The sequence below is a fragment of the Saccharibacillus sp. CPCC 101409 genome, from assembly GCF_030518235.1.
Classification (GTDB): Bacteria; Bacillota; Bacilli; order Paenibacillales; family Paenibacillaceae; genus Saccharibacillus.
This window is the reverse complement of record NZ_JAULSA010000001.1, coordinates 434288-449471: the sequence shown is the minus strand read 5'-3', so window position 1 is coordinate 449471 and position 15184 is coordinate 434288. Positions and strand designations below refer to the sequence as shown.

The 15184-nt window shown below is 59.3% G+C and carries 12 protein-coding genes; 6 read left to right on the top strand and 6 right to left on the bottom strand.

The genetic code is table 11. The features are described from left to right. Positions 1-313: 313 nt before the first annotated feature. Positions 314-2065 (top strand): ABC transporter ATP-binding protein, encoded by a 1752-nt coding sequence (locus QWJ34_RS01805; protein WP_302725335.1) that lies wholly within the window; start codon positions 314-316, stop codon positions 2063-2065. After that, positions 2049-3878: an ABC transporter ATP-binding protein gene (locus tag QWJ34_RS01800; RefSeq protein WP_483314229.1), complete on the top strand. Its 1830-nt coding sequence runs from the start codon at positions 2049-2051 to the stop codon at positions 3876-3878. Before QWJ34_RS01805 ends, QWJ34_RS01800 begins: the two co-directional genes overlap by 17 nt. A 222-nt stretch (positions 3879-4100) precedes the next feature. Here QWJ34_RS01800 and QWJ34_RS01795 read toward each other — a convergent pair whose 3' ends face one another. From QWJ34_RS01795 to QWJ34_RS01785, 3 genes are read right to left on the bottom strand one after another with little or no spacing between them, the layout of a single operon-like run. Continuing rightward, on the bottom strand, positions 4101-6992 hold the full coding sequence (locus QWJ34_RS01795) for a CHASE3 domain-containing protein (RefSeq protein ID WP_302725334.1): 2892 nt from the start codon (positions 6990-6992) through the stop codon (positions 4101-4103). A 25-nt stretch (positions 6993-7017) separates the two neighbouring features. After that, complete coding sequence (locus QWJ34_RS01790; protein ID WP_302725333.1) at positions 7018-7329, bottom strand: hypothetical protein; 312 nt, start codon at positions 7327-7329, stop codon at positions 7018-7020. Next, positions 7326-7787, bottom strand: coding sequence for a cupin domain-containing protein (locus QWJ34_RS01785; protein WP_302725822.1), 462 nt, complete (start codon positions 7785-7787; stop codon positions 7326-7328). Before QWJ34_RS01785 ends, QWJ34_RS01790 begins: the two co-directional genes overlap by 4 nt. A gap of 215 nt (positions 7788-8002) precedes the next feature. Here QWJ34_RS01785 and QWJ34_RS01780 point away from each other — a divergent pair, with 215 nt between their 5' ends. After that, a complete protein-coding gene (locus QWJ34_RS01780; RefSeq protein WP_302725332.1) occupies positions 8003-8938 on the top strand; it encodes a hypothetical protein in 936 nt (311 codons plus the stop codon). Positions 8939-9082: 144 nt separating this feature from the next. Further along, entirely contained in the window at positions 9083-9346 is a 264-nt protein-coding gene (locus tag QWJ34_RS01775) for an NHLP leader peptide family RiPP precursor (RefSeq protein ID WP_302725331.1), read from the top strand. 77 nt (positions 9347-9423) lie between these two features. Here the strand turns inward: QWJ34_RS01775 and QWJ34_RS01770 are convergent, their stop codons facing one another. Next, on the bottom strand, positions 9424-11334 hold the full coding sequence (locus QWJ34_RS01770; protein ID WP_302725330.1) for a sensor histidine kinase: 1911 nt from the start codon (positions 11332-11334) through the stop codon (positions 9424-9426). 252 nt (positions 11335-11586) lie between these two features. On the opposite strand from QWJ34_RS01770, the gene QWJ34_RS01765 reads away from it, so the two are divergent. Next, the gene (locus QWJ34_RS01765) at positions 11587-11748 is read left to right on the top strand and encodes a hypothetical protein (RefSeq protein ID WP_302725329.1); all 162 of its coding nucleotides are present in this window, start codon (positions 11587-11589) and stop codon (positions 11746-11748) included. A gap of 111 nt (positions 11749-11859) precedes the next feature. Here the strand turns inward: QWJ34_RS01765 and pdxK are convergent, their stop codons facing one another. Both pdxK and QWJ34_RS01755 read right to left on the bottom strand, forming a co-directional pair. Then, the gene (gene pdxK, locus QWJ34_RS01760; protein ID WP_302725328.1) at positions 11860-12669 is read right to left on the bottom strand and encodes a pyridoxine/pyridoxal/pyridoxamine kinase; all 810 of its coding nucleotides are present in this window, start codon (positions 12667-12669) and stop codon (positions 11860-11862) included. A 181-nt stretch (positions 12670-12850) separates the two neighbouring features. Further along, positions 12851-14077, bottom strand: coding sequence for an MFS transporter (locus tag QWJ34_RS01755; RefSeq protein ID WP_302725327.1), 1227 nt, complete (start codon positions 14075-14077; stop codon positions 12851-12853). 381 nt (positions 14078-14458) lie between these two features. Between QWJ34_RS01755 and QWJ34_RS01750 the strand changes: the two genes are divergently transcribed. After that, positions 14459-15019, top strand: a complete 561-nt coding sequence (locus QWJ34_RS01750) for a hypothetical protein (protein ID WP_302725326.1) — start codon at positions 14459-14461, stop codon at positions 15017-15019. Positions 15020-15184 lie beyond the last annotated feature (165 nt).

Sequence of the window (15184 nt, the reverse complement as noted above, 5' to 3'; positions counted from 1 at the left end):
GACAGGTGCGCAGACCGCCTTCGGAGCCCGCTCGTCGGCGCCCCGAACGGTTTACGGTTTCGAAGAAGAGGTAGGGCGGTACGGACGCGCGGCGTTCTTCCTCCCTGCCTCTTCCGTGTCCTGTGCAGCCTCCGCCCCTTAGCCGTATTCCGTCCGGGAAACGCCGTTTTGAAAGCGGTCTCCGCGTTCGCAGGCTCCTGGTTAACTTATTAACAAAAAAAGCCGATCCTCCGTCCGGACGGCTCCCGCGGCGCAGCTCCGTTTCAAGCGCCGCCGGCCGCCTCGGACGGTCCGAAAGAGAGTTGAAGAAGAATTGAAAGGAAAAGAGCTGCTTAAAGATTATGTGTTCGAACACATTCCGGGCTATCTGATGGCCGTGCTGCTGATTATCGTCGCCAACGTGATCCAGTCGGCGCTTCCGCTGGTGCTCGGGCACTTTACCGACGATCTGCAGTCCGGTTTGCTCAACCATGACTCCGTCGTGCGCTTCGCGCTGCTTCTGCTGGCGATCGGGATCTCGTACGGCGTGCTGTTCGGCCTCGGCCAGTATCAGGTCATGCGCCTGGGACGGCGCTTCGAATTCGAAGTGCGCCAGAAGCTGTTCGGCAAGTTCTCCGTGCTGAGCGAGCACTTTTTCTCCAAGCAGGGAACCGGCAAACTGCTCAGCTACGTGACCAACGACGTGCAATCGGTGCGCGAATCGATCTCGAACGGCGTAACCCAGACGACCAACGCGGTCGTGCTGCTGCTGTCCTGTATTTTTATGATGCTGGCCGGTTCGATTCCGCTGCCTTTGATCCTGATCTGCATCAGCCCGCTGGTGTTTATTCCGCTGATCGTCGTGCGCATCGGGCCGCAGGTCCGCAAACGTTCGATGAGCGTGCAGGAATCGCTGGCGGGAATGACCGAATCGGCGGAAGAACAATTCGGCGGCATCCGGGTCAGCAAGACGTTCGGGACGGAACAAATCGCAAGCGCCCGCTTCGGCGAAAAAGTCGACCTGATCCGCTCGGCGCAGCTGTTCCTCGTCCGGCTCTCCTCGCTGTTTCAAGCCGCGATTCCTTTTCTCGGCGCTTTGTCGCTCGTGCTCGCGCTGCTCGTGGGCGGCGCGCAGACGCTGAACGGCACCATCACGCTCGGCAGCTTTGTTTCGCTGACGCTGTACATGCGCATCATCGTCGGTCCGCTCCAGCAGATCGGCAACGTCATCAATATGATGCAGCGCTCCGGCGCTTCGCTGGAGCGGGTCAACCGCCTGATGAGCGAGGTACCCGACGTCCAGGACGAAGAAGACGCCCAGACGCTGGAGCAGAACTGCGAGATCCGCTTCGACGATCTGTCGTTCACGTATCCCGGCGCCCGCGAACCGGCGCTCAAGCATATCGACCTGACGATCCGTCCGGGCCAGACGCTGGGTATCGTCGGCCGGACCGGCAGCGGCAAGACCACGCTGGTCAAGCTGCTGCTGCGCATTTACGAACCGGAGCGCGGCTCGCTGTTTTTCGGAGGAACGGATATTCGCGACCTGTCGCTGGAAAGCCTGCGCGGACGCCTCGCCTACGTGCCGCAGGACGGCTTCCTGTTCAGCACGACGATCCGCGACAATATCGCGTTCAGCGATCGCGAAGCGCCGATGGAGAAAGTCGAGAAAGGCGCCAAAAGAGCGCTCATTTACGACAATATCGTCCGTTTTCCCGAAGGTTTCGATACCCGGCTCGGCGAACGCGGCGTAACGCTGTCTGGCGGACAGCGCCAGCGCACCAGCCTGGCGCGCGGCCTGACCAAGAAAGCCCGGGTGCTGATCCTCGACGACAGTATGAGCGCCGTGGACGCCGTCACCGAAACGGGCATCCTGGACAATCTGGTCCGGGAGCGCCGCAGCAAGACGACGATCATCATCTCGCACCGTATCAGCGCGGTCAAGCACGCCGACGAAATCGTCGTACTCAGCGAAGGGCGGATCGTGCAGCGCGGCACGCATGAACAGCTGCTGCGCCGCGAAGGCGCATACGCGATGCTGCACAGACTGCAGGAGGAGGGGTTACAGCATGGCGAACTTGAATAAAACGGCCGTTAAAGAACCGGCCGGCGCTTCGGGCACCGAAGAAAAGCCGTCCACCTCTTCGACGCTCAAGCTGCTGATGGGCTATGCCAAGCCGCACCGCCTCGCTTTTGCGGGCGTCGCGTTCTGCGCGCTGCTCGGCATCTCGGCCGAACTGCTCCAGCCGCTGCTCGTCCAGGTCGCGATCGACGACCATCTGGCCAAAGGCGAAGGCGGCGGCGCGCTGATGCGGCTCGGCCTGCTGTACCTGGGCATCGCCGTCGTCAGCTTCATTTTTACGTATTTGCAGAATAACCTCCTGCAGTATGCCGGGCAGAGCATCATCGCCCGCATCCGTAAAGACCTGTTCGGACATATCTCGAAAATGTCCATGTCGTTCTTCGACCGAACGCACAGCGGCAGCCTGGTGACCAACGTGTCGAACGATACGGAAACGATCAGCCAATTCTTCACGCAGGTACTGCTCAGTCTCGTGCGCGACGGCATGATGCTGGTCCTGATTATCGGGCTCATGTTCAGCCTCGACGTGCAGCTTGCCGCTTATTCGCTGCTGATCCTGCCGGTCATCTTCATCGTCGCCGCGCTGTTTCGTTCGTATCTGCGCAGCACGTATCAGCAGGCGCGCAGCCGGCTGTCGCGTCTGATCGCGTTTACGGCGGAGAATCTGTCGGGCATGGGCCTGATCCAATCGTTCCGCCAGGAAGAAGAACAGTTCGGCCGCTTCACGGAGCAGAACCGCAATTACTGGACCGCCAACCTGCGCCAGATCCGCTCGAACGTCCTGTTCAACCGCACCTTCGATATTCTCGGCAACGCCGCGCTTGTGCTGATGGTCTGGCTGGGCGGCCGCGCCGTGCTCGGACAAAGCATGGAAGTCGGCGTGCTGTATGCGTTCGTCAGCTATATCCGCCAATTTTTCCAGCCGATCAACCAGATCACGATGCAGTGGAACACCTTCCAATCCACCACGGTCGCGGTCGAGCGCATCCAGCGCGTGCTGGAAACGAAGCCCGACGTGCGCGAACCCAAAGCCGAGGAACGCGCGCCGTTCGATCCGCAGCGGATCGAAGGAACAGTCGATTTCCGGAATGTGACATTCGGCTACCGCCCCGACCGCCCGGTGCTCAAGCAGCTGAACCTGCATATCCCGGCGGGCGAAATGATCGGCGTCGTCGGCACGACCGGAGCCGGCAAAAGCACCCTCATCAGCCTGCTCAACCGCTTCTACGACGTCAACGAAGGCTCGGTCGAGATCGACGGCGCGGATATCCGGCGCATCGGTGAGGAAGACCTGCATGCGGCCGTCGGTTTGATCCAGCAGGACCCGTACCTGTTCTCCGGTTCGATCGTGGACAACGTCCGGTTGTTCCGCGAAGACATCACGCGCGAACAGGTCGTGGAAGCGTGCCGCTTCGTCGGCGCCCATCCGATGATTATGCGGCTGCCGCAGCAGTACGATACGCACTTGTCGGAACGCGGCAGCGGATTGTCGGCCGGCGAGCGGCAGCTGATCTCCTTTGCCCGCATCGTCGTGTTCCGGCCGAAGATCCTGATTCTCGACGAAGCGACGGCCAATCTCGATTCGGAAACGGAAAAGCTGGTCCAGGAAGCGCTGACTTCCGTATCGCAGGGACGGACGACGATCGTCATCGCCCACCGTCTCTCGACGATCATGCACGCCGACCGCATTCTCGTTATGAAAGACGGCGAGCTGACCGAGCAGGGCACGCATGCCCAGCTGGTCGCCAGAGGCGGGCATTACGCCGAGCTGTACCGGCACGCCCGGCAGTCCGGCCGGGAACAGCTGCCGAGCTGAGCGGATCGGTGCGATATCGGCACTGTGGGCAGCACGCCGGAGCAGAGAGTCTTTACCGAACTTCTCCGGTGTGCCCGGCTTTCGATTCCCACAAAAAAGAACCTTCATTCACCGCTTCCGTCGCGGTGTTGAAGGTTCTTTTGGCATGTCCCGATTTTCTCCCGGTTCGATCCTTGATTCGATCGCCGGTTCCATTCGGCCGGGCAGACCGGCGGCCGGCAATCAGCCGGTGAGTTCTGCCGATTCTTCCAGCAGCATCCGCATCCGTTCCAGCACCAGCTCCATATCGAGCGGTTTGGTCAGATAATCGGAAGCGCCGGCGTTCAGGCATTTCTCCCGGTCTTCTTTCATCGCTTTGGCGGTCAGCGCCAGAATCGGAATATCCGAGAATCCCGGCGCGCTGCGAATCCGGCGCATCGTTTCGAGACCGTCCAGCTCCGGCATCATGATATCCATAAAGATCATATCGAAGCTTCCGTCGCTGTTCAGCTTGTCCAGGGCGTCCAGACCGGTCTGGGCGACCGTGATCTCCACGCCCTGATTCTCCAGCATGCTGGTCAGCGCGTACACGTTGCGGATATCGTCGTCGACGATCATCATTCGCATGCCTGTGAACGAAAGGCTGCGCTGCGGCTCCGCCAGAGTCAGCGAAATTCCCTGCGGGCCCGAGCCGTCGGACGGGTCCGCGATCGTCTCCGGCACGATCACGATCTGTCCCGCGGCGGGTTCAAGCTCGAAACGCTCCGCCGACAGGTATTCGACCGGCATGCGCCCCGTTTGCGGATCGTCGCGCAGGACCGCTTCCCGCAGCAGCGGAAGCTCGCTGTCCGGCCACGATCTGCGTCCGTCCAGCGGCAGGAACAGATCCGCGATCTCGCCGTCGTCTTTGACGCACGGCAGATACAGACAGAACGTGCTGCCCGAGCCGTAACGGCTGTCCAGCGTAATCTCCCCGCCCAGCAGTCCGGAGAGCTGGGTCGAGATCGACAGGCCGAGTCCCGTTCCGCCGTAGCGGCGGGCGATCGTGCCGTCGGCCTGCTGGAACGCTTCGAAGATCAATCGCTGATTCTCCTCGGTGATGCCGATTCCCGTATCGCTGACGCTGAACATCAGTTGGTCGTAGGACGCCCATTCCGAATTCATGCGTTTGCCCGGCGTGCGGGCGATGCGAAGTACCACCTCGCCCCGCTCGGTAAACTTGAACGAGTTGGACAGCAGATTGCGCAGGATCTGCTGCAGCCTCATCTCGTCGGTAAAGATCACGCCCGGCACATTCTCTTCGATCTCGATCCGGAAGTCGAGCCGCTTGCGGTTCGCCGTCTCGCTGAAATGGCGGTTCATATCGGCCGCTACCGCGCCGAGATCGACCGATGCCAGCTCGATATGCATCTTGCCGGCTTCGACTTTGGACAGATCGAGAATATCGTTGATCAGACTGAGCAGGTCTTTGCCCGACGCATTGATGCTGGACGCGTACTCTTCTTCTTTGTGCGTCAGGGTACGGCCCGAGTTCTCGGACAGGATCTGCGACAGGATCAGCATGCTGTTGAGCGGCGTGCGCAGCTCGTGCGACATATTGGCCAGGAATTCGGATTTGTATTTGGAGCTGACCTGAAGCTGCTCCGCGTACTTCTCGATCTCGTGCGCCGATACTTCCGCTTCGTGCTTCTGCGCGCCGAGCAGCTCGTTGATGCTCTCCAGTTCGTCGCGCTGCGTCATCAGTTCCTGGGCCTGGGTTTGCATTTCTTCGGACTGGACTTGAAGTTCTTCCGATTGCACTTGAAGTTCTTCGTTCAGCGTTTGCGATTCGCGGTACAGGCGCTCGATCTCCTGCCGCGCTTCGACCGCCTGCAGCGTGCTGCCGAGCAGCTCGGTCTTGCGCTGGATTTGCTCGATTTGATCCGCCGAGAACGCCGACGGCGACGCCCACTCGATCACGGCTTTGACGCGGCCTCCGTGCATCACCGGCATCAGCAGTACTTCCGCAGAAGGCGAAGTTCCGAGCGCCGAGGAGACTTTGATATAATCCGCCGGCACCTCGCTCAGGTGAATCATTCGCCCTTCGCGCGCGCAGCGGCCGACCAGCCCTTCGCCGAACGCGATCGACACGCCCGCGGTGCGTCTGGCATGCTCCGGGTCTTCGGCGATCGCCGCCGCTTTGAGCAGCATATCGCGTTCTTCGTCCACCAGATAGAAAGCGCCGACCGGAATGCTCATCGAATCGGATACGCTGGCCAGGAACGCTTCCGCCAGCTGCGCCGTCGTCGAAGTCGACTTCTCCTGCAGCAGTTCCGCAAGCCGGATCAGGCGTTCCTTGTGCAGATCTTCCGTTTGGAGCTTGGACAGCAGCGTATTCGTGGAATCGGCCAGATCGCCGACCTCGTCGCTGCTGCGAACGTCGATTCGTCCTTTCAGATCGCCGCCGGCGGTAATGGAGCGGATCGCGTTCGTCACGCGGTTGATCGTTTTGGAAATGCTGCCCGCGATCGTCATGGCCGCCACGATGGATACGATACCGACCAGCACCCACAGCGCCAGCATGGCGTAGACCATGCGCGTGCTGTCGGCTTTAAGCTCGGCGACGCGCGCGTCGGTCAGAGTCTGTTCGGTCTGGCGGAAAGCGTCGAACTGTACCCTCATCTGGTCCATTTCCCGCTTGCCGGCGTCGCCGGTATAAAAAGCCAGTACTTCGGCGTCTTTGCCCTGTTCCTTCAGTTGGATCGTTTTGTCGCCCATTTCGGCAATCCACTTCTCGATATTGGAGCGGATCGCCCGCAGATTCGTCTGCTGCGACGGATTGTCTTCCACCAGCTGGTACAGGCTGCCGTAATTCGTTTCCCACCGGGTGCGGCCGTCGTTATACGGTTCGAGGTAATTGCGGTCGCCGGTCAAGAGGTACCCTCTTTGTCCCGTTTCCATATCGAGCAGGTTTTTCTGCAGCGCGCTGACTTCGTCGTGCACTTTGATATCGTGGGTGCTGATAAATTCGTTCGATTCCTGCAGATCTCCCACCTGGGAAGATACCGCGACCAGCGACAGACCCAGGCAAACGAGGATAAACAAATAGCCGGCCAAAATTTTTGTGCGAATATTGAAACGTTTTGTTTTTGGCACTTCCATGCCCTCCGCTTCGTTCAGTTTACTCTTCGTTGCCTAACGAGACTTTCCGCCGCGCACTCCGATCGAACCACTGGTTCTCCAGCATTTCCAGACGCCTGCGCTCCCACTGCGTCCGGGCTTCGCTCATCGCCGCCGTTTCCCCGTCCTCGACGATCGTCCAAAGATCGCTGAGCAAATAGGCTTCCACCTGAACCTTCCTGCCGGCAAAAAGACCGTCGATCCAGACCAGCCCTTCCGGCAGCAGCCGGGCGGACCGCTGCCCGTCCGCCGTCTGCGCGATCTGTCCGAGCTGTATCAGGTGCAGCATCTGCCCGAACGTGTGCACGTTCACGCTTTGCGTTCGATCAGCTTGAAATCGTCGTAATGGAATCCCGGCGCGACGATGCAGGACACGAGCACCGGCTCGTCGCCGAGCGGACGCGCTTTCTGCCAGACTTTGCCCGGCACGAGTCCCTGGAACGATTGTCCGGCGGCCGTGTCCGGCCCCAGCACGATTTCCTCGCCGCCTTCGACCGGCTCATCGCCGTTTCCGCCCAGCGTCAGCGCCAGCGGACCTCCGGTATGCCACAGCCACAGTTCGTCGGAATGCACCACATGCCATTCGGAGAATTCGCCCGGATGCAGCAGGAAGTAGATCGAGCTTGCCGCGAAACGGTCTCCCGTATATTCTTCCGGCAGAACGCTCTGCGGAATCTTGAACGAAGACTTCCATAATTCTTTATGCCAGCCGCCTTCGACGTGGCGCTCGAGTCCGAGCAGTTCCACAAGCGGGGAATGGGATTTCGACAGATCGTTGTTCATGGGGATATCTTCCTCTCGTCTTTGGTCGTTAATCTTCGGTCGGTGAATCGCTTCTTCATTAATGCCTCTGTATGCGCCCGCGTTCCCGTGACCTCCAGCATACTATAAATCGGCCGGCGAACCAATCGATTTTTGCGATTTTTTCCAGCCCGGTCGGTTATAATCAAGGCAGGAAAACAAAACGTCCGAAGGAGGCGAACGGCATGGAGCTGTCGGTCGAAACGAGGAAGGAAATGGAGCGGGTATTCGGCGCATGCAGGGAAACGATCGGAGGGTTTCCGCCGCCGTTCGCGGAATCCGGCGTCCGCTATCTCGACGCGTTCGATCCGTCGCGTTCGGACGGTTCGAACAACTACATCTGCTACCTGCTGCCGTACTGGCTGCGGGAGGCGGCCGGGGCGAAGATCGAAGACTGCCGGCGGATCGCCGAAGCGAATATATTCGGCATGCTGCACTTCCACCTCCAGGACAAACGCATGGACCGCCGGGAAGGACTGGACCGGACTCATATCGCGCTGTCCCAGCTTCTAAGCGCCGAGATGACGCTGCGCTACTCGGCGCTGTTCCGTTCGCCCGCGCGGTTTCAAGACAGCCTGCGCCGCTATACCGCCGAGTGGGCGGAAGGTCTTGCTTCGGAACGTTCGGGCGATCCTTTCTTCGACGATCCGCACCGGGTCTCGGCAAGGTCGGCTCCGCTGCTGCTCTGCCCGGCCGTTTTGTTCGAGACCCGTCCCGAACAGCTGGCAGCGGCGCTGCGCGCCGTGCGCGAAACGCTCGTCACGCTTCAGATGGCCGACGATTGGGCCGACTATGCCGAAGATCTGCGCGAAGGCGGGTACAACTGCCTGGTTTCGCTGCACCGCAGGGAGCTCGGAAGCGGTCGGGACGCGCCGGTGGACGAAGCATCCGTTTCCCGCGCCGTCTACGCGGGCGGGCTGCTCGGCCGCTACGCCGAACTGGCAGCCGGGCGCCAGGCCGGGCTTGAACCGTACCGAAGCGATTTTGCGGGACTGGTCGAATTTCATGCGGCGCTGGCCGGCGATCTGGAGCGAATCGCAGCCGGTATCGAAGCGGAGAAACAGCATCTTTCCATGGGAGGACTGGACTATTGGCTGCTGGGCCAAAAGAAATTGTTTTGAAAGTTGACATCTTTCTTGATCCTTCTTTGTACCCATGTTATAATCTTCCAGAAAAATGCATTTTGACAAATACCGCTCTGTCGTAGGTTCCCGATGCAAGCAGGAATTCGCAGCAAGAATTCGTAAAGGGAAAGGATGATCCGTATGATCACGGAGATTTCGCTCAAGGCACAGGTGATTCAAAAAGCATGGGAAGACGAAAAGTTCAGACTCCGGCTGATGTCCGATCCGAAAGCCGCGCTCCGCGAAGCGTTCGGCGTGGAACTGCCCGGACATATCAAGCTGACCGCGGTGGAAGAATCGCCGCAGGACTTCTATCTGGTTATTCCGCCTCATCCGTCCGCCGTTATTCCGCAGGCCGAGCGTATTACGATCGAACCGGCGGCGATGTGGAATTCGCCCGCCTGACCGCAAACGGCTTTCTTACTTTCGAATAAAAGCATGCCAAAAAAGCGGGGACCGCTTCCTTCCGTCCCGGCGGGCCTCTATGGAGAGGCCGCCGGAAAACGGACGGTTGCTTGGGTCCCCGCTCCTTTTTCGCTTTCGAACGTCAAACTGCCCTGCATCGCTTCGATAATCCGGAAAGTCACCATAAGTCCCAAACCGGTTCCTTTGATCTTGTTGGAATAATACGGCTCGCCCAGGCGCTCCAGTTCCTGCTTCGTCATACCTACCCCGTTGTCCCGAATCCGGATCACGACTTCGCCGTTCTCCGCCGCCGCGCGAATCCGAATCAGCCCCTGCTCCTGTTCCTGAAGCGCTTCGATGCTGTTCTTGATCATGTTGATAAACGCCTGCTTGAACTTGGAGGAATTGCCTTTCACATAAAGCTCCGGTTCGATCGCAAGTTCGATCCGGCTGCCGTTGATGCTCGCCAGCGGCGTCAGCACCCCTTCGATGTGACGGAATTCTTCGGATACGGCCAGCGTTTTCACATTTTCCAGCCCCGGCTTGGCAAACGTCAGGAAGTCCGTGATAATGCCCGAAGCGCGGTCCAGTTCTTCCAGCGCCATGTCGATGTACACTTTCTCCGAAGCGGCCGAGCGCTCGCCCAGCAGCTGCAGGAAGCCCCGCGTGACCTGAAGCGGATTGCGCACTTCGTGCGCGACCGAAGCGGCCAGCTCGCTGATAATCTCCATTTTCTCCGCCCGCTGCAGCTCGTTGTTGAACATTTCCAGCTCTTTCGAATACTTCAGCACCTGATTGTGGGTATCGGCGAAGCGGCGCCCGAACACCACGATCATGGACACGACGAACGCGGCCATTCCCCATTTCCACCAGTAGAGATTGTAATCGCCGTTCGTCGCGTAATAACGCACCAGCTCGAAGATCCCGGTCCCGGCGAACAGCACCAGTCCCGTATTGAAGATCAGCACTTCGCGATTTCCTTTTATGCCGTAAATGATCGCGTACGTCAGCACGGTCAGCAGCTCCACGATCATCAGAACGCCGAGAATGGTTGTCGTCAGGAAGAAATAGACCGAAAAATACCGTTCGCCGGTCAGCGCGTTCGCGAGCATCGCCAGCAGACAGAAAAACGAATAGCCCAGCTGGAAGCGGCACAAGATCAGCAGCGAATTTTTGTATCCGCGCCCGAACAGCGCTTCGAAGAAATACAGGAACGACGGCAGCAGCGCGAACAGCGCCACGTCGAACAAACGCTGGAGCAGACCTCCGTACTGCGGATACAGCGTGAACAAAAACGGCGAATACGATACGACGAGCATCCCGATCGACAAAATGATGCCGCTGAGCGACAGCCAGGATCTCAAATACCGGCGGTCGAGAAAAGCGGAGCAGATCATCATGACGAATCCGGTCAGGACAAAAGAACCGCCGAGCATGATATCGAGCACGTCCCGCGTCAAATACATGCTTAGCAGTCCGTAAAAATCGCCGAACGCGATATGCTGCACGCCGCCGGGGACACGGTCCTCGCTCTGCATGCGTACGTAAATGGTTCCGCCGGAGTCTTCCACCCTCAGCGGAAGCAGCAGGTGGTTGGCTTCGTAGCTGTACGACCGGTTCGAATCGAACAGCTTGCGGTCTTCCGTAAAGACCGAAACGCTGCGGCCGTACGCTTTCTCGATCAGCAGAGCCGGAACCGGCCAGGCCAGCGTCGGCACGTTGATGCGCACCCAGGCCACCCCGGCCCCTTCGGGTCTTGTCGGCGGATCCATATCCGCGTTCATCTCCGTCCAGCCGCCGCGGTTCGCAAGGCCTTCGGGCAGAGCGTCTCTTCCTTCTCCCGTCCGGTCGTTGTCCCAGCGAAACTGCCAGCTGCCGACCTGAACGACCGAGACGTGCTTTGCGTGTTTCGGATAGGCGTCGATACATAAAAAAACGACAGCCAGCAAGGCGATCCATATTGCCAGCACTCTCATTGCGCGTTTCATCGGCAGCCCCTTCCTTTCAGCCGGCGTTCGAACTTCGCCCTGTTCATCAATTCGCCGCCCGTCCTTCCAATCCCTGCCGACTCTCTTTTTTTGTATAAATTTTCCGGGTAAAAAGCCCTTGTTTCAAGATCTGCGGACCCGTGTAAAAATAAGCATCTAAACAAGCACACGACAATCGCCCAACACGTAAACGCAGGCCGCTCCGCGTAGTTGCAGGCATCCATTACACGCATATAACAAGGAGGATTCAACATGGCAAGCTCGCGCAGAGACGTCGATGTCGAAGAACGCCGGGTAGAGAAGCGCTCCGACTCCAGCCTGGTCGCTTCCACTTTTATCAAGTATGCCGCTTATATCATTATCACGTTCGGCATTCTGTATTTTCTCGTCCGTTACGTTTTCCCGATGTTCTGATCGTTGGTCTCGCTTAAATACGCCGCCGCGGTTTCCGTATCGGCGCACGTCAAAAAAAACCGCTCCGTTCGGGAGCGGTTTTTTGCTGCGTTTCCCGGTTTCGAAAACCGTTCAGTCAGCGTGCAGGCGATGCGCCGCGTGCAGCGTCGGTCCTACGAACGAATTGATCGGGAAGCCGTGACGGATCGCTTTGGTGACGAACGTTTTGGCGTTGGCGACGGCCGTGCGCACGTCCGCGCCTTTGGCCAGCTCCGCCGTGATCGCCGCCGAGAACGTGCAGCCCGCGCCGTGGATATAATTCGTTTCGATCCGTTCGGATTCCAGCAGTTCGAATTCCTGTCCGTCGTAGATCAGGTCGACCGCTTTCTCGTGCAGCAGCTTGCCGCCGCCTTTGATGACGACGTGCTTCGCGCCGAGCGCGTGAATCCGGGCCGCCGCTTCCTTCATGTCTTCCACCGTGCGCAGCGGCGCCGTCTTGGCGAGCTGCGACGCTTCGAACAGGTTCGGCGTGACCACCGTCGCTTTCGGCACGAGCTTTTCCAGAATCGCTTCCGCGGTATCCGGGTTCAGCACTTCGTTCTCTCCTTTGCAGACCATGACCGGATCGACCACGAAGTGCTCCAGCGGGCGCTCCTCGATCTTGCGGGCGACCACGTCGATGATTTCGACCGTGCTGAGCATGCCCGTTTTGGCCGACGAAACGCCGATGCCGTTCAGCACCGTATCCAGCTGGTTGCCCAGCAGTTCGGCCGAAATTGGAGTTACGCTGTGGCTCCACAGTTCCGGGTCCATCGTCACGATGCAGGTCAGCGCCGTCATGCCGTATACATTCAATTCCTGAAACGTTTTCAGGTCGGCCTGAATCCCCGCTCCTCCGCTGGTATCGGAACCGGCAATCGTCAAAACTTTGGGTATCGTCATTTCCTTAGCGCCTCCCGAGTCTTTATTTTAAGCATGCTGCCATGCCCGTCGACTGTTTTAAAAAAACCGCGGCGTTCCCGCTTGCCCGTCGCTTTATCCGATTAACGGAGCGCGCCGAGTCAACGGTAATGGTAAGACGAAGCATTTCTTTTGTCAACCGTGGATGCAAAAGTGTAATCGGTCAGCGCGAATCGCTCTCGACCGCGGCCTTCCGGCGGAACGGCCCGGCCTGGTCGATCTTCAGATAATGGGCGACGAACGCGCAGATCAGCAGCGCAATCCCGTTGACGACGAAGATCCAGTGAATGGGCATCAGCGCGCCGAGCACGCCGCCGATCAGCGGTCCGGCCATCGTGCCGATCTGGGTGGCCGACTGGTTGAGGCTGAACGCCCGTCCGCGGAATTCCGGCTTCGTCACCTGGACGATCATCGCGTTGACCGACGGGAATACGCCGGCGAAGAACAGTCCGTACACGAAGCGCAGAATACCGAAGCCGACATAACCCGTCACGAAAAATTGCAGCAGGTTGCCGACCGCGCCGCCGAGCAGACCGATCAGCAGCACTTTGCCGTATCCGATCCTGCCCCCGATCCGTCCCCAGCGCGGCGCCATAATGACCGTAGCCACGCCGACCGCCGAGAACACGATGCCGGATACGAGCGACGTCCGGTCGGACGAGATCCCCATGCCCTGGACATAGATCGTAATGAGCGGCTCCAGGATCATGACCGAGAAGTTGCTCATCGCCACCAGCCCCAACAGGGCGAAGAAGATCGGGATGCCCGCCGCCTGCTTCAGATCGTCCTTGACCTTGGAGCGGACTTTCGGACGGGCGAATTCTTTCTCGTGCACCATAAACGTCGCAATCAGCGCGGCAATCAGCACGATGGCGCTCGAGAACAAAAACGCGTTCCGGTTGCCGATCGTATAGCTGACTACCCCGCCGATCAGCGGACCGATAATATTCCCGGAAGCGGTCGCCGTCGACATGATGCCGAGCGCATAGCCGCTTTTGTCCTCCGGCGTATTCGTTCCCACCAGCGCGATCGCCGCCGGAATGAAGCCCGCCAGCAGCCCCTGGAACAAACGCAGCGCCACAAGCTGATATGGGTCCTGCACGAAGAAGTTAATGAAGTAAAGAGCCGCAAGGCTGTATCCCGAGCGGATCAGCATCGGCTTGCGCCCGTATTTGTCGGCCAGCGATCCCCAGTAAGGCGAGATCAGCGCGCTGGACAGGAACGTGATGCCGAACGCCACCCCCGCCCAGATCGACAGGTTCTTTTCCCCCACGCCCAGCTCGTTGTGCATAAAGATCGGCAGAAACGGGATCGAGATCGAGTACGCCATACTGCAAAAAAACACGCCGGCCCAGAGCACGAACAGATTCTTTTTCCATGCAAATTCCATTATTCCGCACATCCTTTCACAAGCCGAACACACGAAATCGAAGACGGAACCCTGCTTCCGTCCCTCCGCCCCTTCCGCAAATTCGAATCGATTTTGTCGCTGCACGCGCAATACCCTCGCCGGCCCGCTTGCGCGTTTGAAGCTTATTTGTTTCTGTCAGCTTCTTTAGTTTACTCCGCTTTGAAGCAAAGTTCCAATCGGAACGGGCGGTTTTTGAAAAAAACATCCGGAAGCATGCAGGCCGCCGCGCCTGCGCGCGCACGATTCGCCGCGGCGACGGCCGAAGCGGCCAACCTCCGGCAAAGCGGTTCCAAAACGGGGCTTTCGGGTAAAGCTATGGATAAGAACGATCCAAGACCGATTACAAAGGAGTGGACAATTATGGCTTTCGAACCGCAAGATCCGCGAAACGAATCCGACCGCGCTTACGAGCGCTATCAGCTCTCCGGGACAAACTCCGGCGAACGGGATATTCCCGCCGAAGAGCTCGAATATGTAGGAACCGTACAGGAAACCTCGCAGCCGGATACCTTGCCGGCGACCGATCCGGGCGAGTATCCGAACGTCACCGAAGAAGATCCGAATCTGGGCGAACCGCGCCTGGAAGACGTGCCCGACGCCGACGACCTGTTCCCGGACAGCCCGGTCGATCCGGCCGCTCCCGCCCAGGACGAGCCGCACGGCACCGACCTGCTGAACGGCGCGGGCGGCGAAGAAGGCCGCCGCGAGCTGGCGGCGGAATCGGAAGATCCGGCGCGTCCCTTGATTACGGACGGCGACCGCGAGACCGAAGACGCGGACGATCTCGTGACCGAACGCGATATCGATCCGGAAAGCGGACTGTTCCGCGAAGGTTCGTTTCCCGCTTCCCTGCCCGACGAGGTGCAGCGGAACCTGATCGACTCGCAGGAAGGCGAAGTGTATACGGACGAAGACGAGTAAGTTTTGAGGGAGGCCGGAAATTCCGGCTTTCGGTTGTAGAGAAAGTCCTATTCGTAGAAGAAGCCATAAAGGCTGCGAAGAAAATTCGTTTCGGTCGCGTGTTGAAACCAGGAAGACTGATTGGATTATGATGGAATCTTCCCGGTTTCAAAGGCGAACGCTATC